Below are 20,346 nucleotides of genomic sequence, written 5' to 3'. Positions count from 1 at the left end.
TGATCACACAAATGTAATCGCTTACATTCATCCGGATAAATAATCATCATCAATACACGTAGCTGCACTGTTAATGACTCGATTTGTTTATGTTGTAACACGACGTTATTTCGCGGTTTTACCCCTGTTTTGGCCAATGGAAAGCCTAATTAAGCCTGGCGATAGGCTGAGTGACACCGACGAACGATGGCGCTGTATCGCACTGTGTAACCGTTTTCACTTTGGTGCTGCGTCAGCGGCAGAGGGATGCGCGGTGCGGGGAGGGGGACACGCGGGGATAAAAAAAGCAGGCCGTAAGACCTGCTCTATGAAGGCGTAATACGCGGTTACTTCAGACCGGCGGCCTCGCGCAGCAGCGCGGCTTTGTCGGTTTTTTCCCACGGGAACTGCTCACGGCCAAAGTGGCCGTAGGCTGCCGTCTGGCGATAGATCGGCTGGATCAGATCCAGCATCTGGATCAGGCCATACGGACGCAGATCGAAGAACTCACGAACCAGCTGGGTCAGCTGTTCCTGATCGACCTTCTCCGTGCCGAAGGTTTCTATCATGATCGAGGTCGGCTCGGCCACGCCGATGGCGTAGGAGACCTGGATCTCACAGCGGTCGGCCAGGCCGGCGGCGACGATGTTCTTGGCAACATAGCGCGCGGCGTAGGCGGCGGAGCGGTCAACCTTGGATGGATCCTTACCGGAAAACGCACCGCCGCCGTGACGGGCAGCGCCGCCGTAGGTATCGACGATGATCTTACGGCCGGTCAGGCCACAGTCGCCCATCGGGCCGCCGATAACGAAGCGGCCGGTCGGGTTGATAAAGTATTTGGTGCTGGCGGACAGCCACTCGGCAGGCAGAACCGGCTTGATGATCTCTTCCATCACCGCTTCCTGCAGATCTTTCTGGCTGATGGTGTCGGCGTGCTGGGTCGAGAGCACCACGGCATCGATACCGGCGATCTTGCCGTCGTCATACTGGAAGGTCACCTGGCTCTTGGCATCCGGACGCAGCCACGGCAGGGTACCGTTTTTGCGCACCTGGGCCTGACGCTCCATCAGACGGTGGGCGTAGGTGATCGGTGCCGGCATCAGTACGTCAGTTTCGTTGGTGGCGTACCCGAACATGATGCCCTGGTCGCCGGCGCCCTGCTCCAGCGGATCGCAGCGGTCGACGCCCTGGTTGATATCCGGGGACTGTTTGCCGATGGCGCTCAGTACGGCGCAGGAGTTGGCGTCAAAGCCCATGTCGGAGCTGACGTAGCCGATGTCGGCCACGGTTTTACGGGTCAGCTCTTCGATATCGACCCAGGCGTTGGTGGTGATTTCGCCGCCGACCAGCACCATGCCGGTTTTGACGTAGGTCTCACAGGCTACGCGCGCCTTCGGATCCTGTTCGAGGATGGCATCCAGTACGGCGTCGGAGATTTGGTCGGCGATTTTATCCGGATGTCCTTCAGACACGGACTCGGAAGTGAAAAGGTGTTTGGCCATATGTGTTCTTTACCTTCAAAAGACGGGTTGATTCTACTGCGCTGCACAGCGCTGACGCTGCGTGCTGTTTGGGGTTAGCCATCAGGGGCACCCTCATCGTTATCCGCTGAGGACCTCTGGTGCCTGATGCTTCCTGCAACGCCCCTCAGGCAAAGCCGTTAAGCAGTTTATCGGTTAAAAAGTATAGATGGATTAACATCTGGACGGCTATTCTAGGCCAAGGCGGTGGGATTTTTCCACTCCTTTTTTGTCGGAAACGCACTCTAGGGGAGCCCCCCGCACGTCCGGTAATCCGATTGCAGGCGGTGGATACAATTTCATTTTGCTTTTTTAGCCCGTTGTCGGTATAAACGGCGCGCGGCTTACCGGTGCATAACGCTTCAACCTGCGTGCTGCCGTTTTCCCCACCGCTGATGGCGTAAAACGGGGCGTTTCGGGGCGGCTATGTGTCCCACTTCCGGCCGAGGAGGGTATGGCAGCGCCATACTGTCAGTTTTATCATGCTGTTAACTTTGAAGATCTGCCGTGTGATATGGCAGCGATGGAGGTGGTTCAGGTAATGATCCGTGCTAAGGCTGTGGTAAAACGTGCCGCTCCCTGCGGCGTACTGCGTCATTGCGACGCGTTTTGTGCAACGCGCCTTCCTTCCTTTTTATCCTCTTTTCTCGCATTTGCCCGATGTTACCCATCCTTGGGATGACGGCTTGGGTGTACCTCAGGATTCTTGCGCCGTTTACGGCATCTGATGACTGAACAAGGGTAGCCTGTGGCGTCCGGCCGCAGGGGTTTATTCATAGGGGATCGGCGATTCCAATACGTTCCCCGACCCACGGAGTTAACGACGTGTTTTGTTCTTATACTGATATCGGCCCGGCATTATGTCCGGTGCTGAGCTTTGTGGTCACGCCAAAAATCCCGGCGTGTGGGTTGTTCTATGCAGATGATGCTGCGATAGTGGCTGGCGCAACGGTTGGCCACGCCGGAAAAGGAGCTGCCCGTGTCTGATCTGATTGCACAGTACCCGCAGGATTCGGCAGACAGCTCCCCTTTGCGTTCCATGCAGGAGGTCGCGATGAGCGATAGTAATGCCAGCAAGATGCTGAGCACCTATAACGTCGCCTACTGGGGTGGCAACTATTACGATGTGAATGAGCTGGGCCACATCTCCGTGTGCCCGGACCCCGACGTGCCGCAGGCGCGGGTCGATCTGACGGCGCTGGCGCTGCAGATCCAGGCCGATCGCCAGCAGCGCCTGCCGGCGCTATTCTGCTTTCCGCAGATCCTGCAGCATCGTCTGCGCTCGATCAACGCCGCCTTCCGCCGGGCGCGCGCCTCGTTCGGCTACCAGGGGGATTACTTCTTGGTGTATCCGATCAAGGTCAACCAGCAGCGGCGGGTGATCGAGTCGCTGGTCAACTCCGGCGAACCGCTGGGGCTGGAGGCTGGCTCCAAGGCCGAGCTGATGGCGGTACTGGCGCACGCCGGTATGACGCGTAGCGTGATCGTCTGCAACGGCTATAAGGATCGTGAATACATTCGGCTGGCGCTGATCGGTGAAAAGCTGGGTCACAAGGTCTATCTGGTCATCGAGAAGCTGAGCGAGATAGACGTGGTGCTGGAAGAGGCCAGGCGTCTCGACGTGGTGCCGCGCCTGGGCGTGCGTGCGCGTCTGGCTTCCCAGGGTTCTGGTAAGTGGCAGTCCAGCGGCGGTGAAAAGTCCAAGTTCGGCCTGGCGGCGGTGCAGGTCCTGCAGCTGGTGGAGACCCTGCGTCAGGCCGGGCACCTGGATAGCCTGCAGCTGTTGCACTTCCACCTGGGATCGCAGATGGCCAACATTCGCGATATCGCCACCGGGGTGCGCGAGTCGGCGCGTTTCTACGTCGAACTGCATAAGCTGGGGGTCAATATCCAGTGCTTCGACGTCGGCGGCGGCCTGGGGGTCGACTATGAGGGGACCCGCTCCCAGTCCGACTGCTCGGTTAACTACGGCCTGAACGAATACGCCAACAACGTGATCTGGGGCATAGGCGACGCCTGTAACGAACACGGCCTGCCGCATCCGACGGTGATCACCGAGTCGGGCAGGGCGGTGACGGCGCACCATACGGTGCTGGTCTCCAATATCATCGGGGTGGAGCGCAACGAACTGCCGCAGCCGCAGCCACCGGCCGCCGATGCGCCGCGCGCGCTGCAGAGCCTGTGGGCCACCTGGGAGGAGATGCAGGTGCCTAGCGGCCGCCGTTCGCTGCGCGAGTGGCTGCATGATAGCCAGCTCGATCTGCACGACGTGCACAGCCAGTATGCCCACGGGATCCTCAGCCTGAGCCAGCGCGCCTGGGCCGAACAGCAGTATCTGGCCATCTGCAGCCAGCTGCAGACCCAGCTGGATCCCAGCAACCGCGCCCATCGTCCGATCATCGATGAGCTGCAGGAGCGGATGGCCGATAAACTGTACGTGAACTTCTCCCTGTTCCAGTCGATGCCGGACGCCTGGGGGATCGATCAGCTGTTCCCGGTGCTGCCCCTCAGCGGGCTGGATAAGGTGCCGACGCGCCGCGCCGTGCTGCTGGATATCACCTGCGATTCGGACGGCACCATCGATCACTACATCGACGGCGATGGCGTAGCGACCACCATGCCGATGCCGGAGTACGATCCGCAGGATCCGCCGCTGGTGGGCTTCTTCATGATCGGTGCCTACCAGGAGATCCTGGGCAACATGCATAACCTGTTCGGCGACACCGCCACGGTCGATGTGTATGTGTTCGAGGACGGCAGCGTCGAGGTGGACGAATCCTACGACGGCAACTCCGTGGCGGAGATGCTGGAGTATGTGCAGCTCGATCCGCAGGTGCTGTTGACCCACTTCCGCGATCAGGTGCGCGCGGCCCATCTGGACGAGGCGCTGCAGGCGCAGTTCCTGGAAGAGTTTGAGGCCGGTCTGTACGGTTACACCTACCTGGAAGAGGAGTGATCGGTGCCCGGCGGCGCGGCGTCGCCGGGGAGATCCTCTGGGCTTGCAGTTGCGGTGGGTTGTCGCCATAATCGGCGAAATGCACTGCCAAACGAACTGATAATCCCTTCCTCGTCGGGTTAACGACGCGGGAGGGATTTTTTTTCATCGCGACTCCGTCAGCCTGGCCGATACGCGGCGCGGCGACGGGATTTATAGGAGGAGTGAGTATGTGTACTCTGGGGCATAAGCCTGATAACTCTCTGGTATCCAACGCCTTTGGTTTCCTGCGTCTGCCGCTGGACTTCATGCCGTATGACGGCGACGCCGACTGGGTGATCACCGGGGTGCCGTTCGATATGGCGACCTCCGGCCGCGCGGGTGGCCGACACGGGCCGGCGGCGATCCGTCAGGTTTCGACCAACCTGGCCTGGGAAGGCAAGCGCTGGCCGTGGAACTTCGATATGCGCGACCGCCTGAAGGTGGTGGACTGCGGCGACGTGGTCTTCAGCTTTGGCGACGCCCAGGAGATGAGCGATAACCTACAGGCTCACGCCGAGCGTCTGTTGGCCAGCGGGAAACGCTGCCTGACCTTTGGCGGTGACCATTTCATCACCCTGCCGCTGCTGCGCGCTCACGCCAAGCACTTCGGCAAAATGGCGCTGGTGCACTTCGACGCCCATACCGATACCTATGCGCACGGCAGCAAGTTCGATCACGGCACCATGTTCTTCCATGCGCCGAACGAGGGGCTGATCGATCCGCAGCATTCGGTGCAGATCGGTATTCGCACCGAGTACGATCGTGACAACGGCTTTACCGTGCTGGACGCGGCCCAGGTGAACGATCGCAGCGTAGAGGATGTGCTGGCCGAGGTGAAGCGTATCGTCGGCGATATGCCGGTCTATCTGACCTTTGACATCGATTGCCTGGATCCGGCCCACGCGCCGGGCACCGGTACGCCGGTGATCGGCGGCCTGACCTCCGATCGCGCCCTGAAGCTGGTGCGTGGTCTGCAGGATCTGGACATCGTCGGCATGGACGTGGTGGAAGTCGCGCCGGCCTACGATCAGTCGGAGATCACCGCCCTGGCGGCGGCGACCCTGGCGCTGGAGATGCTGTATATCCAGGCGGCGAAGAAGTAATCTTCGCTGAGCGCGCGAGGCCGGGCAGACGCCCGGCCTTTTTTGTGTCTTGAAAACTCCCCGGCTCACCGGAGGCTGTTTATGCGCCGCGATCACACCCCGCCGCCATACGAGGCACGAGCCTGGCGGTAGAGCGCCAGACGCACTTCGCGCGCCTTTTCAAACTCCTTATTCATGATCAGCGGGCGGATCTCCTTCTGGTAGACCTGAATGCTGGTCTGCCCCTGATGGTTATGGTAGCCGGGCAGATGGCTGCGCCAGCGCCGGTCGATGATCGCCTCCTGGCTGTAGAAGGGATCGACCTGATTGCGCACATACTCGTCGAAGCGGGCGCGCAGCGCCTGACGCTCGGCCTGATGCGCCGGCGAGTGCGCCAGGTTGCGCGTCTCTCCCGGATCCTGCTGCAGATCGTAGAGCTCCTCTTCTTCATTCTCTTTATACAGGATGTACTTATAGCGTTCGGTGCGCAGCATGCGCGCCGGCTGTACGTCGACGTTGCGATCGGTATTCCACTGGGTAATGACCTCATCGCGCCACGCGTCGGGCTGCTCGCCGCGCAGAATTGGCAGCAGGGAGCGGCCGTACAGGCCGGGCGGCGGCGTCAGGCCCGCGTAGTCGCACAGGGTCGGCAGCAGATCGCACAGGGAGGTCAGGTGGCGGCTGCTGGCCTGGGGACGGATGCCGGGGCCGGCGAAAACCAACGGCACGTTGGTGGACTCTTCATAGAACCAGTTCATCTTGGCCACCAGGCGGTGGGCGCCCATGGCATCGCCGTGGTCGGCAAAGAAGACCACCAGGGTATCGTCCGCGTGGCCGCTGGCGCGCAGCGCGCTCAGTACCTGGCCGATGAAGCCATCGGCCAGCTCGGTGAAGTGATAGTAGGCCTTGAGATACTGGCGGAAGTTGAGCGCGTTCCAGTTGGCGGCCTGCATCACCCGGTTATGGGTGCAGCAGGCATACTGAATCGCCAGGGGGCGGTTGGGCAGATCGGCGGAGGTGTCAAAGTTATCCAGCAGCGGCGGCAGGGGGCCCAGGCCGTCGATATCGCCGTGCGGACCGGCAAAGGCCCCGGTCCAGCCGTTGATGTTATGGGGATTATTGAATTCGATCGCCAGCATAAACGGCGCATCGGCGCCGCGCCCCTTCAGGGTGTCGATATACTTCAGGCTCTCCCGCAGGCAGTAGACATCCTCACGGGTATCGTAATCGACCGGGTAGGCGGCCGGACTGTCGTAGGGCAGCTCGATCTGGTCGGCGCAGGTGAACCCCTTGAGCGCGCCGTAGTCGTGGCGCTTGCCGAAGTGGCGGCATTCGTAGCCCGCCTGGCTGAACAGTTCGCCCAGCGTCACCATATCCTGCGGGACGTTGGGGCTGTCGTTGGCGATCACCCCGGTCTGATGGGGCAGACGGCCGGTCCAGTAGCAGGCGCGCGACGGGGCGCACAGCGGGTAGGGGCAGTAGGCCTGTTCAAAGCGGGTGCCGCGGGCGATCAGGCTGTCGATGGCCGGGGTGTTGACCTGGGGATTGCCATAGCCCCCCACGCCGCGCCGCGCCAGCTGATCGGCGGTGATGATGACGATATTGCGCGGAGGGGACTTGGCGCCCGCGCCCGTGCCGGCGGGGGCATCGCTGGCGGCCAGCGCCGGCGCACCGAGGGCGACTCCGGCCATCCCGCCGGCGGTTCGCTGTAAAAATTCGCGTCGAGAAAGAGACATGGTCGATTCCTTTTTATTGTTCGAAAGCAAAGATAACAATTCGAAACAATATTTCACCGCGATATCGATCGCATAACGCACAATCAAAAGAAAAAGAAAGTATTTTGCGCGCAAATAGACCGCGGCGGCGCGCACGGTGAAAAATCCATCTTTGCGCAATGCAGGTCAAAAAAGGACGCCGATTGCGCAAGCGCTGTACGCCGCGGGGCGGGGCGGCGTCGGTTTTGTGCTACCCTGCCCCGTCAGGCCATACTGTCCCGCGGCGTCGGGAGAACGGTGTGAGTGCGTATCATCGCGGATTTTTCGGCGCGGCCCCTTGACGGCGCCGCGATTAAGGATTGCCGTTTTCACTCCGAGTCTGAGACAATATGGCGAACCCTTGTTTTCATACAATCCGACTTGGAGTAGAACATGTCCTCTCGTAAAGAGCTTGCCAATGCTATCCGTGCCCTGAGCATGGATGCGGTGCAGAAGGCCAAATCCGGTCATCCGGGCGCCCCGATGGGGATGGCGGATATCGCCGAAGTCCTGTGGCGTGATTACATGAACCATAACCCGGTTAACCCGCACTGGGCCGATCGCGACCGCTTTGTGTTGTCCAATGGCCATGGTTCTATGCTGATTTATAGCCTGCTGCACCTTACCGGCTATGATCTTCCGATGTCTGAGCTGGAAAACTTCCGCCAGCTGCACTCCAAGACCCCGGGTCACCCGGAGTATGGCTATACCCCGGGCGTTGAGACCACCACCGGTCCGCTGGGCCAGGGCATTGCCAACGCCGTCGGCATGGCCATCGCCGAGCGCACGCTGGGCGCGCAGTTCAACCGCCCGGGCCACGAGATCGTCGACCACTACACCTACGCCTTCATGGGCGACGGCTGCATGATGGAAGGCATCTCCCACGAGGTCTGCTCTCTGGCCGGTACCCTGAAGCTGGGCAAGCTGATCGCGTTCTATGATGACAACGGTATCTCCATCGACGGCCACGTTGACGGTTGGTTCACCGATGATACCGCCAAGCGTTTTGAAGCCTACGGCTGGCACGTGGTGCGCGGCGTAGACGGTCACGACAGCGCCGCTATCAAGGCCGCTATCGAAGAGGCGCGCAGCGTAAGCGACAAGCCGTCCCTGCTGATGTGCAAAACCGTCATCGGCTTCGGTTCGCCGAACAAGGCCGGTACCCATGACTCCCACGGCGCGCCGCTGGGCGATGCCGAGATTGCGGCGACCCGCGCTCAGCTGGGCTGGAACTACCCGCCGTTTGTCATCCCGCAGGAAATCTATGCCCAGTGGGATGCCAAAGAGGCCGGCAAGGCCAAAGAGCAGGCCTGGGACGCCCGCTTCGCCGCCTATCAGGCCGCGTTCCCGCAGCTGGCCGCCGAGTTCACGCGCCGTATCAACGGCGAACTGCCGGCCAGCTGGGACAGCGAATCCCGTCAGTTTATCGAACAGCTGCAGGCCCATCCGGCCAAGATCGCCAGCCGTAAGGCGTCACAGAATGCGCTGGAAGCGTTTGGCAAGCTGCTGCCGGAGTTCCTGGGCGGCTCCGCCGACCTGGCGCCGAGCAACCTGACCATGTGGTCCGGCTCCAAGGCGCTGAACGAAGACGCCGCGGGCAACTACATCCACTATGGCGTGCGCGAGTTCGGCATGACCGCTATCATCAATGGCGTTGCGTTGCACGGTGGCTTTATCCCCTACGGTGCCACCTTCCTGATGTTCATGGAGTATGCCCGCAACGCCATGCGTATGGCTGCCCTGATGAAGATCCGTAACATCCAGGTCTACACCCATGACTCCATCGGTCTGGGCGAAGACGGCCCGACCCATCAGCCGGTCGAGCAGATGGCCAGCCTGCGCACCACGCCGAACATGAACACCTGGCGTCCGTGTGACCAGGTGGAGTCCGCCGTGGCCTGGAAGAAGGCCATCGAGCGTCTGGACGGCCCGTCAGCGCTGATCTTCTCCCGCCAGAACCTGACCCAGATGGATCGCAGCGCCGAGCAGCTGGCCAACGTTGAACGCGGCGCCTACATTCTGCAGGACTGTGCCGGTCAGCCGGAGCTGATCTTCATTGCCACCGGTTCCGAAGTGGAGCTGGCGATGAACGCCGCGGCCGCGCTGAGCGCCGAAGGGCGTCAGGTCCGCGTGGTCTCCATGCCGTCGACTGAGGTGTTCGACAAGCAGGACGCCGCCTACCGCGAAGCCGTGCTGCCGTCCGCGGTCAGCGCCCGCGTGGCGGTTGAGGCCGGTATCGCCGACTTCTGGTTCAAGTACGTCGGTCTGAACGGGGCGGTCGTTGGCATGACCTCCTTCGGCGAGTCCGCGCCGGCCGAGCAGCTGTTCGTCGAGTTCGGCTTTACCGTCGACAACGTGCTGGCCAAGGCCCGCGCGCTGCTGAAGTAAGCCGTCCGCGGTAGAAAAAGATGAACGGGGCGTCTGCCCCGTTTTTTCTGCCGGCGCATCGGGCGCGATCTATGCACCGATTTCGCATTAAATTGTGATGTAATGCACGTTTCCATTCAAATTCACCTCTGCGCTTCCCGCTTTTTCTCTCCCGTGTTTTCTTTGCGCCGCGTTTGGTTTATTCTTGGCTGAAGCGTTTCAGTTGATGGGGGAAGCGGCGACGAATTGATGGGGCCAGTGGCGTTTTTGCTGCCGGAATCCGCCCCGGCGTCGCGGGCATGGATTACTCTGAGCGTCTGTTTGCCGGACGAGGAAAGAGTAAGATGACCATTCGTATCGCCATTAACGGTTTTGGCCGCATCGGCCGCAACGTACTGCGGGCGCTGTATGAGTCGGGACGGCAGACGCAGATGCGCGTCGTCGCGATCAATGAGCTGGCGGCCGCCGAGGGGATGGCGCACCTGTTGCAATATGACACCTGCCACGGCCGGTTTGCCTGGTCGGTGCGCCAGCAGGATGACGAGCTGTGGGTCGGCGACGATTGCATTCGTCTGCTGCACCGGCCGCAGATCGCCGATCTGCCTTGGGAGGCGCTGCAGGTCGATGTGGTGCTGGACTGTAGCGGCGTTTATGGCAGCCGGGCGGATGGCGAGGCTCATCTTCTGGCGGGGGCCGGTAAAGTGCTGTTTTCCCACCCCGGCGGCCATGACCTTGATGCCACCGTGGTCTACGGGGTGAATCAGGAGTGTCTATTGGCGGAGCATCGCATCGTCTCCAACGCCTCCTGTACCACCAACTGTATCATCCCGGTGATTAAACTGCTGGACGATGCCTTTGGCATCGACTCGGGCGCAGTGACCACCATCCACTCGTCGATGAACGACCAGCAGGTGATCGATGCCTACCATCCGGATCTGCGGCGAACCCGGGCGGCCAGCCACTCGATCATTCCGGTGGACACCAAGCTGGCGGCGGGTATTGCACGCGTTTTGCCGCAGTTTCGCGATCGCTTTGAGGCGATCTCGGTACGGGTACCGACGCTGAATGTGACCGCCATCGATCTCAGCGTCAGCGTGCGTACGCCGGTGCGGGTAGACGAGGTAAACGGCCTGCTGCAAAAGGCAGCATCGACGGCATTTCATGGTATAGTTGATTACACAGAATTACCGCTGGTCTCGACCGACTTTAATCACGACCCGCACAGCGCCATCGTGGACGGCACCCAGACGCGGGTCAGTGGTCGGCATTTGATTAAAACGTTGGTCTGGTGCGACAACGAATGGGGCTTCGCCAACCGGATGCTGGATACTACGCTGGCGATGACCCGGGCAGTTTCTAATGCGTCGTAGCCGCGTGCGGCGACACAGCTTAAAGCAACTTTTAGAGAATCAATGAGAGGATTCACCATGTCTGTAATTAAGATGACCGATTTGGATCTGGCGGGTAAACGCGTTCTGATCCGTGCGGACCTGAACGTTCCGGTTAAAGACGGTAAAGTGACTTCCGATGCGCGTATCCGCGCGTCGCTGCCGACCATTGAGCTGGCGCTGAAGCAGGGTGCGCGCGTGATGGTCACCTCCCATCTGGGTCGTCCGACCGAAGGCGAGTACAACGAAGCGTTCTCTCTGCTGCCGGTGGTGAATTACCTCAAAGATCATCTGAAGGCGCCAGTGCGTCTAGCCAAAGATTACCTGGACGGCGTTGACGTCGCCCAGGGCGAGCTGGTGGTGCTGGAAAACGTCCGCTTTAACAAGGGCGAGAAGAAAGACGACGAGACCCTGTCCAAGAAATACGCCGCCCTGTGCGACGTGTTCGTTATGGACGCGTTCGGCACCGCGCACCGCGCCCAGGCCTCTACCCACGGCGTGGGCCGGTTTGCGCCGATCGCCTGTGCCGGTCCGCTGCTGTCCGGCGAGCTGGAAGCCCTGGGCAAGGCCCTGAGCAACCCGGCACGTCCGATGGTCGCCATCGTCGGCGGCTCCAAAGTCTCCACCAAGCTGACCGTACTGGACTCCCTGTCCAAGATCGCTGACCAGCTGATCGTCGGCGGCGGCATCGCTAACACCTTCATCGCGGCCGAAGGCCATAACGTGGGTAAATCCCTGTACGAAGCCGACCTGATCCCGGAAGCCAAGAAGCTGCTGACTACCTGCGACATCCCGGTTCCGACCGACGTACGTGTGGCGACCGAGTTTTCTGAGACGGCACCGGCGACCATGAAATCCGTCAGCGAAATCAAAGACGACGAGCAGGTTCTGGATCTGGGCGACGCCTCTGCTGAGCAGCTGGCCGCTATCCTGAAAAACGCCAAGACCATCCTGTGGAACGGCCCGGTCGGCGTCTTCGAGTTCCCGAACTTCCGTAAAGGGACCGAAATCGTGGCTAATGCCATCGCCGAGAGCGACGCGTTCTCTATCGCCGGCGGCGGCGATACCCTGGCGGCAATCGACCTGTTCGGCATCGCCGACAAGATTTCCTACATCTCCACCGGCGGCGGCGCCTTCCTGGAGTTCGTAGAAGGCAAGAAATTGCCGGCCGTGGTGATGCTCGAAGAGCGCGCCAAGCAGTAATGCCCGACACGGGAGGCCATCATGCCTCCCGTTGTTTTATCGCGCCCTGGCGCGGTAATGTTGATCCGATTGGAAAACACTCACGCCCACGAAACAGGACGATTAGACATGTCTAAAATCTTTGACTTTGTTAAACCGGGTGTCATCTTTGGCGATGACGTTCAGAAAGTATTCCAGGTAGCGAAAGAGAACAAATTCGCTCTGCCGGCCGTTAACTGCGTCGGTACGGACTCCGTCAACGCGGTGATGGAGGCCGCCGCCAAGGTACGCGCTCCGATCATCGTTCAGTTCTCCAACGGCGGCGCTGCCTTCATCGCCGGCAAAGGGCTGAAGCTGGAGGGCCAGCAGGCGGCCATCCTCGGCGCGATCTCCGGCGCGTACCACGTGCATCAGATGGCGGAATACTACGGTGTTCCGGTGATCCTGCATACCGACCACTGCGCCAAGAAGCTGCTGCCGTGGCTGGACGGACTGCTGGACGCCGGTGAGAAGCACTTCGCCGCGACCGGCAAGCCGCTGTTCTCCTCCCATATGATCGACCTCTCCGAGGAGTCTCTGGAAGAGAACATCGAAATTTGCTCTCAGTACCTGGCCCGCATGTCCAAGATCGGCATGACCCTGGAGCTGGAGCTGGGCTGCACCGGCGGTGAAGAGGACGGCGTGGACAACAGCCACCTGGACAACTCCGCGCTGTACACCCAGCCGGAAGACGTGGATTACGCGTTCACCAAGTTGAGCGCCATCAGCCCGCGCTTCACCATCGCCGCCTCCTTCGGCAACGTGCACGGCGTGTACAAGCCGGGTAACGTGCAGCTGACGCCGGTGATCCTGAAAAACTCTCAGGAATACGTCTCCAAGAAGCACAACCTGCCGCACAACAGCCTGAACTTTGTCTTCCACGGCGGCTCCGGCTCTACCGCGGCAGAGATCAAAGAAGCGGTCAGCTACGGCGTGGTGAAGATGAACATCGACACCGATACCCAGTGGGCAACCTGGGAAGGCGTGCTGAAGTACTACAAGAAGAACGAAGGCTATCTGCAGGGCCAGCTGGGTAACCCGGAAGGCGACGATAAGCCGAACAAGAAATACTACGATCCGCGCGTATGGCTGCGCGCCGGTCAGACCGGGATGATCGAGCGCCTGGAGCTAGCATTCAAAGAGCTGAACTGCATAGACGTGCTGTAATCGTCGTCCATCGGCTGGAGAAACCCCGCATTGCGGGGTTTTTTTATGCTGCTGGATCGCGGGGAAATGCCGCCGCGTGCGGTTAGATGAATATGTTGTGTTAATTAGATTTAATTTTCAGATTTTTGGCGTTAATGAAATGTGGAGTCCATCGCCGTAGTTGGGTTACCCTTAGGGCGCTTTGGCCGCGATCTGCGGCCTGTTTTGCCTGTGTCACCGGGGGATCCGGTGAGAGGTCAGGTAATGAAATTAGAGGGTAAACAATAAGATGAAAGACTTGAATGTAGTTGACGGCCTTCAGAGCGCCGGCGGTTGGATCGTCCGTAATCAGGATTTGCTGCTGGGCTATGCCGTCAATCTGGTGGCGGCCGTGGTGATCCTGATCGTCGGCGCCCTGATCGCCCGCGGCATTTCGGCGACGCTGATTCGCCTGCTGAAGGCGCGCGGTCTGGATGTGACGGTCGTGCACTTCCTGGCGGCGATGGTACGTTACGGCATTCTGGCCTTTACCATTATCGCCGCGCTGGGGCGACTCGGGGTACAGACCACCTCGGTGATCGCCGTGCTGGGCGCCGCCGGTCTGGCGGTCGGTCTGGCGCTGCAGGGCTCCCTGTCCAACTTTGCCGCCGGCGTGCTGCTGGTGCTGTTCCGCCCGTTCCGCGCGGGCGAGGTGGTGGATCTGGGCGGCGTCACCGGCACGGTACGCGAGGTGCAGATTTTCTCTACCACGCTGGCCACCGCCGACAATAAAGTGATCGTGGTGCCGAACGGCAAGATCATTGCCGGCAACATCATCAACTTCTCCCGCGAGCCGAAGCGCCGTATCGATATTATCGTGGGCGTGGCCTACGACGCCGATATCGACGTGGTCAAGCGGGTGCTGGGCGATGTGGTGGCGGCCGATATGCGTATTCTGCACGGTGATGGCGTGACCATCCGCCTGAACGAAATGGCGGCCTCGTCGCTCAATTTCGTGGTGCGTGTCTGGGGCAACAACGCCGACTATTGGGCCATCTATTTTGATCTGATGGAGAATTTCAAACGCGCGCTGGATGCCAATAACATCGGTATTCCGTTCCCGCAGATGGACGTGCATCTGTATCAGGCGGCCAAAGCCCGCATCGAGTGATCGCTCCCGGTCTGGCCGGGCTCCGGCCAGACATCATTAGCCCGCCTAATCGACGATAAGAAATCGCCATTTCCCCGCCGCCGCCCGGCTGTTTATGATGCTCTCCATCCGGTCACTTGGCCGCCGTCCGCACTCCCTCTTCTGAAGGATTATCGTTATGTTCTCTGTATTTGCACAGGGATTTGCCCTGGGCGCGGCGCTGATTTTGCCGCTGGGACCGCAGAATATGTTCGTGCTTAGCCACGGTATCCGGCGCCGCTATCACCTAACCATCGCCGCGCTGTGCGCCCTGAGCGATCTGGCGCTGATCTGCGCCGGGGTCTTCGGCGGCAGCGCGCTGCTGCTGCGGTCGCCGCTGCTGCTGCAGCTGGTGACCTGGGGCGGCGTGGCGTTTTTGCTGTGGTATGGCTGGGGGGCCTGGCGAACGGCGCTCCGTCCTGTGCAGGCGTCGATGGACGACAGCCTGATGCAGCAGGGGCGCTGGCGGATCATCGTCACGCTGCTGGCGGTGACCTGGCTTAATCCGCACGTCTATCTGGATACCTTTGTGGTGCTCGGTAGCCTGGGAGGACAGCTGGTGGCCGATGCCCGGCGCTGGTTTGCCTTTGGGGCGGTCAGCGCCTCGGTAGTGTGGTTCTTCAGCCTGGCGCTGCTGGCGGCCTGGCTGGCCCCCTGGCTGAGCCGCCCGCGCGCCCAGCGGGCGATCAACCTGGCCGTCGGCGGAGTGATGTGGTTTATTGCGCTCGCGCTGGCGCGTCAGGGGCTAGCCATGTAGGGAATATCCGATTCACGTCGCGCCATCGGCGCGCTATGCTAACAATACATCCGTCGGCGATCGGCCGGCGGGAGAGGGCCGGGCCCCAGGGGTCGGCGCGTGACAGAGGGGAAGCCCCTGGCAACGTGGTAGTGAACCGGAGGATAACCGTGAAATTAACAGTATTGGCCTTGGCTACAATGATGGGAGTCGGTGGCATGGCCGCCGGTGTTCAGGCGGCAGAAGTGCCGGAGGGGCCGCATGTCGTGACGTCGGGTACCGCCAGCGTGGACGCCGTCCCCGACATGGCGACCCTGACCTTTCAGGTTAACGCCAGCGCTAAGGATGCCGCCGGTGCCAAATCTCAGGTCGATCAGCGGGTGGCCAAATATTTTGATTTTCTCAAGCGTAGCGGCATCGACCCGCAGGATATCAGCGCCGCCAATCTGTATACCATGCCGGAGTATGAGTATCAGAAAGACGGGAAAAGCCAGCTGAAGGGATACCGCGCCGTGCGCACGGTACAGGTGACGCTGCGCCAGCTGGATAAGCTGAACAGCCTGCTGGACGGGGCGCTGAAGGCCAACCTCAATGAGATCCGCTCCGTCGAACTGGGCGTGGCCAAACCCGAGGCGTACCGTGACAAGGCGCGCCAGATGGCGATCAAGAACGCCATCTCCCAGGCTGAGTCCTTGGCGCAGGGATTCGGGGTGACGCTGGGGCCGGTCTACAGCGTCCGTTACCACGTCTCCAACTTCCAGCCGGAGCCGGTGACGCGCATGTACGCAGCGGCGCCGTCCGCCAATCAAACCTCGGCGGCACAGACCTATGAGCAGCAGACGATTCACTTCGACGATCGGGTTGAGGTGGTATTTAACCTGAGTAAATAACGGCTTGATGGTGGGCGGGATCGATCGCCGATCCCGCTCTGTCGAGACGCGCTCCCCGCGTGGAGGGGGCGTCTAGTCCTGACGCAGCACGTCGCGGCCGTGGCTTATCAGCGCATCGGTGACCCGACGCATCAGGCGGCTCTCCGGGGCAAAACGGTGCCAGTACAGCATGCGGCGCTGCACCATGCCCGGCGTCAGATCGATCAGCACCCCTTCGCGCAGTTCGCGCTCAACCTGCAGGTGCGGCAGCATACAGCAGGTGGTCCCCTGCAGCGCCAGCTGCACAAACGCTTCCGATGAGTTAACGATATGGCAGGGCACACTGCCCGGCGGCAGTTCGAAGTTCTGCTGCAGGAACGCCTGATGCATGTCGTCCAGGTGGTCGAAGGCGACCGCCGGCGCTTTAAGCAGCGATGAGCGGGTTACCCCGTTGGGGAAGTAGCGGGCGGCAAAGGCGGGAGAGGCGCAGAACAGGTAGTCCAGCGCGCCCAGACGATCCACCAGGCAGCTCGGCAGCGGCTGGGGCTGCAAACTCACCGCGCCGACCACTTCACCGCGGCGCAGCCGCTCCTGGGTGCGGCTTTCGTCCTCGACCTGCAGATTCAGGCGCAGCGGCGAGTCGGCCAGCACCGGCTTCAGGGCCGGCAGCAGCCAGGTTGCCAGGCTGTCGGCGTTGACCGCCAGCGACAGTAGCAGGGGGCCATCGCTGCTGCTGTCATTGCCCAGCCACTCCTCCTCCAGCAGTTCGACCTGGTGCAGCAGCGCCAGCAGACGCTGTCCCTGCTCGGTAGGGCGCGGTGGCACGGTGCGCACCAGCAGCGGCTGACCAAACAGGTTTTCCAACTGCTTGATGCGCTGGGAAACCGCCGACTGCGTGATGCAAAGTTTTTGTGCGGCGCGCTCAAAACCACGTTCGCGGATGACGGCGTCCAGTGCCTGCAAGGTCCGGTAGTCCGGGCGTTTCATTATGGTATTTGTCCCCTTGGTTCCATTTTTGTTATGTATAAAGCGTTATTGCTCACGTCGGGAAAACGGCGCGAACGGCCCGTCCCCCGGCGGGGGAGCCCTGTTCAGGCACCGCGTGGCGGCTGGAGGCGCTACCGTTATCGCAATATGCCACATTTTGGCGGGCGTCGCGGAGAAAATACGCGGGTGCAACGGGAAAAAAACGGAGAGTAGGCGTAAATTTACGCCGCTGCTGTGGGGTATTTACGCGGGCTGCTCTATAATAACGCACACGTTTTCGTAGCAAAGTCCATAGGATACGATATGACGCAGGATGAATTGAAAAAAGCCGTGGGCTGGGCAGCGCTGAAGTATGTGCAGCCTGGGACCATTGTTGGGGTAGGCACCGGCTCCACCGCCTCTCACTTTATTGATGCGCTGGCGACCATGAAGGGCCAGATCGAGGGTGCGGTCTCCAGCTCTGATGCCTCCACCGCCAAGCTGAAAAGCCTGGGGATCCCGGTCTTTGACCTCAACGAGGTGGATGCGTTGGATATCTACGTGGATGGGGCCGATGAGATCAACGGCGCCATGCAGATGATCAAGGGCGGCGGCGCCGCGCTGACGCGTGAGAAGATCGTGGCGGCGGTGGCCAAGACGTTCGTCTGCATCGTCGATGCCTCTAAGCAGGTCGATATTCTGGGGCACTTCCCGCTGCCGGTCGAGGTGATCCCGATGGCGCGCGCCTACGTCGCCCGCGAGCTGGTGAAGCTGGGCGGACAGCCGGTGTATCGTCAGGGCGTCCTGACCGATAACGGCAACGTGATCCTGGATGTACACAACCTGCAGATCATGGAGCCGTGCAAGCTGGAGAACGCCATTAACGCTATCGCCGGCGTCGTGACGGTGGGGCTGTTTGCCAACCGCGGCGCCGACGTGGCGCTGGTCGGTTGCGCTGATGGGGTCAAAACGCTGACCCTGTAATCGCCGCTGGGTGCCCCGCCGAGGCGGGGCGCCGTGCTCGCGGCGGACACTTTTTTCCGCTGTGGTGAAATTTGGTGACATCTATCACGGAGTTTCGCTGATTCAATTTTTCCCGCTGATACATCCCGTCTTATTAATATTTTTTGCCAGTTTATGCCCATCGCGCTATCGCCCGGATGATGCCCGTCGCCGGCCCGTCGCTTGTCGCGAGTGTAATTTTTGTTATGTTGATAAGGCGGCGCCGCGCTGCCGTAGGCGCGCAGGAACCGCGTATTTGCACACCATTTCCTTTCGGACAGTAGGGCAGATCATGGCAAAAGTTTCTTTGGACAAGGACAGAATTAAGTTTTTGCTGGTGGAGGGGGTGCATCAAAGCGCCGTCGATACGTTGCGCGCCGCCGGTTATAACAACATTGAATACCATAAGGGGGCGCTGGATGACGATGCGCTGCGCGAGGCGATCCGCGACGCCCACTTTATCGGCCTGCGCTCGCGCACGCAGCTGAGCGAGGCGATGTTTGCCGCGGCGGAAAAGCTGGTGGCGGTGGGCTGCTTTTGCATCGGAACTAACCAGGTTGATCTGGCCGCGGCGCAGCGCCGCGGTGTCCCGGTGTTTAATGCGCCATTCTCCAACACCCGCTCGGTGGCGGAGATGGTGCTGGGGGAGACCCTACTGCTGCTGCGTAATATTCCGCAGGCCAACGCGTGCGCCCACCGCGGTGAGTGGAGTAAGCAGGCGGTGGGCTGCTATGAGGCGCGCGGTAAGAAGCTGGGGATCATCGGCTATGGCCACATCGGCACGCAGCTAGGGATCCTGGCGGAAGGGATCGGGATGGACGTCTATTTTTATGACATTGAGGGCAAGCTGCCGCTGGGCAACGCGACCCAGGTGCGCCATCTTTCCGAACTGCTGAACATGAGCGACGTGGTATCGCTGCACGTGCCGGAGACCCCATCCACCCGCAATATGATTGGCGCGGCGGAGCTGGCGCGGATGAAGCCCGGCGCGATTCTGATCAACGCCGCGCGCGGTACGGTGGTGGATATCGATGCCCTGTGTCAGGCGCTGGAGAGCCGTCACCTGAGCGGGGCGGCGATCGATGTCTTTCCGACGGAGCCGGCGACCAACAGCGATCCCTTTGCCTCACCGCTGTGCCGCTTCGACAATGTCCTGCTGACGCCGCACATCGGCGGTTCGACCCAGGAGGCCCAGCAGAATATCGGCGTTGAGGTGGCGGGTAAGCTGGCGAAGTACTCCGATAACGGCTCGACCCTGTCGGCGGTGAACTTTCCGCAGGTTTCCCTGCCGATGCATGAGGATCACGTCAGCCGTCTGCTGCACACCCATGAAAACCGCCCGGGGATGCTGAATGCCATCAACCAGATCTTTGCCGAAGAGGGGGTGAATATCGCCGCTCAGTACCTGCAGACCACCCCGACCATCGGCTATGTGGTGATCGACGTGGAAACGGAGACCGAGCGGGCGGAGGCGGCGCTGCAGCGCATGCGCGTGATCCCCGGCACCGTGCGCGCTCGCCTGCTGTACTAAGCGGCGCCGGCGTCGGGCCAGCGATAGTGGGCCCGCGGGGTGATGATCTCCGGCAGCGGCACGTCCCAGGCGGCAACGGGCAGGGCCGCGACGCGCTGGCAGTCGTGGGCCAGACCGATGGGGTAGGGGCCAGCGCCGAGGCGGTGGCGTTGCTGCCACCCCTGCAGCGTGCGATCGTAAAAGCCGCCGCCCATGCCAAGTCGGTGTCCCCGTCGGTCGAAGGCCACCAGCGGGGTCAGGAGCAGATCCAGCCGGGCTAGGGGAATAATCCGGGTGACGTCTAGGCGCGGCTCGGCGATGCCAAAGCGGTTGCGGCACATCGGGGTCTCCGGGGTATATTCCAGAAACAGCAGGTGACCGGGGCTGAACGGATGTAACCGCGGCAGGGCGATCCGGTGGCCGCGCTGCCACAGAGCGTGGATCAGCGGTTGGGTATCCGGCTCGCCGTCAAAGGGTAAATAGAGCGCGATATGTTGGGGCTGGCTCAGTCGCGGCAGCGTCAGCAGGCGATCTTTGAGCGCAAGGGCGGCCTGATTCTGCTGATCGAGGGAAAGCGAGCGGCGCAGCGTACGTAGGCGATGACGAAACTGATGACGGGAAGATAACGCAGGTTCCTGGGACATGGAGCTGACTCCGCGGC

15 protein-coding genes are annotated in these 20,346 nt (G+C 61.3%); 11 read left to right on the top strand and 4 right to left on the bottom strand.

Going from position 1 to position 20,346, the window contains the following annotated elements; all coding sequences use genetic code 11:
• Window positions 1-326: 326 nt before the first annotated feature.
• Window positions 327-1,481: a methionine adenosyltransferase gene (metK, locus tag ETEE_RS05255; RefSeq protein ID WP_012849786.1), complete on the bottom strand. Its 1,155-nt coding sequence runs from the start codon at window positions 1,479-1,481 to the stop codon at window positions 327-329.
• Window positions 1,482-2,538: 1,057 nt separating this feature from the next.
• On the opposite strand from metK, the gene speA reads away from it, so the two are divergent.
• Both speA and speB read left to right on the top strand, forming a co-directional pair.
• A complete protein-coding gene (speA, locus tag ETEE_RS05250) occupies window positions 2,539-4,455 on the top strand; it encodes a biosynthetic arginine decarboxylase (protein WP_225865210.1) in 1,917 nt (638 codons plus the stop codon).
• A gap of 209 nt (window positions 4,456-4,664) precedes the next feature.
• The gene (gene speB / locus ETEE_RS05245) at window positions 4,665-5,579 is read left to right on the top strand and encodes an agmatinase (protein ID WP_034164719.1); all 915 of its coding nucleotides are present in this window, start codon (window positions 4,665-4,667) and stop codon (window positions 5,577-5,579) included.
• Window positions 5,580-5,671: 92 nt separating this feature from the next.
• Here the strand turns inward: speB and ETEE_RS05240 are convergent, their stop codons facing one another.
• Window positions 5,672-7,294 (bottom strand): sulfatase family protein, encoded by a 1,623-nt coding sequence (locus tag ETEE_RS05240; RefSeq protein ID WP_034164718.1) that lies wholly within the window; start codon window positions 7,292-7,294, stop codon window positions 5,672-5,674.
• A gap of 411 nt (window positions 7,295-7,705) precedes the next feature.
• Between ETEE_RS05240 and tkt the strand changes: the two genes are divergently transcribed.
• From tkt to ETEE_RS05205, 7 genes are all read left to right on the top strand, one after another.
• The gene (gene tkt, locus ETEE_RS05235; protein WP_034164717.1) at window positions 7,706-9,700 is read left to right on the top strand and encodes a transketolase; all 1,995 of its coding nucleotides are present in this window, start codon (window positions 7,706-7,708) and stop codon (window positions 9,698-9,700) included.
• A 323-nt stretch (window positions 9,701-10,023) separates the two neighbouring features.
• A complete protein-coding gene (gene epd / locus ETEE_RS05230) occupies window positions 10,024-11,049 on the top strand; it encodes an erythrose-4-phosphate dehydrogenase (protein ID WP_034164715.1) in 1,026 nt (341 codons plus the stop codon).
• Between the two features lie 57 nt (window positions 11,050-11,106).
• Window positions 11,107-12,270, top strand: a complete 1,164-nt coding sequence (gene pgk / locus ETEE_RS05225) for a phosphoglycerate kinase (protein WP_034164714.1) — start codon at window positions 11,107-11,109, stop codon at window positions 12,268-12,270.
• 108 nt (window positions 12,271-12,378) lie between these two features.
• Window positions 12,379-13,455, top strand: a complete 1,077-nt coding sequence (gene fbaA / locus ETEE_RS05220; protein ID WP_034164713.1) for a class II fructose-bisphosphate aldolase — start codon at window positions 12,379-12,381, stop codon at window positions 13,453-13,455.
• A gap of 268 nt (window positions 13,456-13,723) precedes the next feature.
• Window positions 13,724-14,584 (top strand): small-conductance mechanosensitive channel MscS, encoded by an 861-nt coding sequence (gene mscS, locus ETEE_RS05215; RefSeq protein ID WP_034164712.1) that lies wholly within the window; start codon window positions 13,724-13,726, stop codon window positions 14,582-14,584.
• Between the two features lie 157 nt (window positions 14,585-14,741).
• A complete protein-coding gene (gene argO, locus ETEE_RS05210) occupies window positions 14,742-15,359 on the top strand; it encodes an arginine exporter ArgO (RefSeq protein ID WP_034164711.1) in 618 nt (205 codons plus the stop codon).
• 149 nt (window positions 15,360-15,508) lie between these two features.
• Complete coding sequence (locus ETEE_RS05205) at window positions 15,509-16,228, top strand: oxidative stress defense protein (RefSeq protein ID WP_034164710.1); 720 nt, start codon at window positions 15,509-15,511, stop codon at window positions 16,226-16,228.
• A gap of 72 nt (window positions 16,229-16,300) precedes the next feature.
• Here the strand turns inward: ETEE_RS05205 and ETEE_RS05200 are convergent, their stop codons facing one another.
• Window positions 16,301-17,194 (bottom strand): LysR family transcriptional regulator ArgP, encoded by an 894-nt coding sequence (locus ETEE_RS05200; RefSeq protein ID WP_034164709.1) that lies wholly within the window; start codon window positions 17,192-17,194, stop codon window positions 16,301-16,303.
• A 303-nt stretch (window positions 17,195-17,497) separates the two neighbouring features.
• Between ETEE_RS05200 and rpiA the strand changes: the two genes are divergently transcribed.
• Both rpiA and serA read left to right on the top strand, forming a co-directional pair.
• Window positions 17,498-18,157 carry a ribose-5-phosphate isomerase RpiA gene (gene rpiA, locus ETEE_RS05195; protein WP_034164708.1) on the top strand — a complete coding sequence of 220 codons (660 nt, stop codon included), beginning with the start codon at window positions 17,498-17,500 and terminating at the stop codon, window positions 18,155-18,157.
• A 310-nt stretch (window positions 18,158-18,467) separates the two neighbouring features.
• Window positions 18,468-19,706: a phosphoglycerate dehydrogenase gene (serA, locus tag ETEE_RS05190; RefSeq protein ID WP_034164707.1), complete on the top strand. Its 1,239-nt coding sequence runs from the start codon at window positions 18,468-18,470 to the stop codon at window positions 19,704-19,706.
• On the opposite strand, the gene ETEE_RS05185 is transcribed toward serA, so the two are convergent.
• Complete coding sequence (locus ETEE_RS05185; protein WP_034164706.1) at window positions 19,703-20,329, bottom strand: 5-formyltetrahydrofolate cyclo-ligase; 627 nt, start codon at window positions 20,327-20,329, stop codon at window positions 19,703-19,705. The genes serA and ETEE_RS05185 overlap by 4 nt on opposite strands.
• Between the last annotated feature and the right edge of the window lie 17 nt (window positions 20,330-20,346).

The sequence above is a fragment of the Edwardsiella anguillarum ET080813 genome (assembly GCF_000264765.2).
In the GTDB taxonomy this organism is placed as follows: Bacteria; Pseudomonadota; Gammaproteobacteria; order Enterobacterales; family Enterobacteriaceae; genus Edwardsiella; species Edwardsiella anguillarum.
The sequence above is the reverse complement of the archived record's forward strand: the minus strand, read 5'-3'. Positions and strand labels throughout refer to the sequence as shown.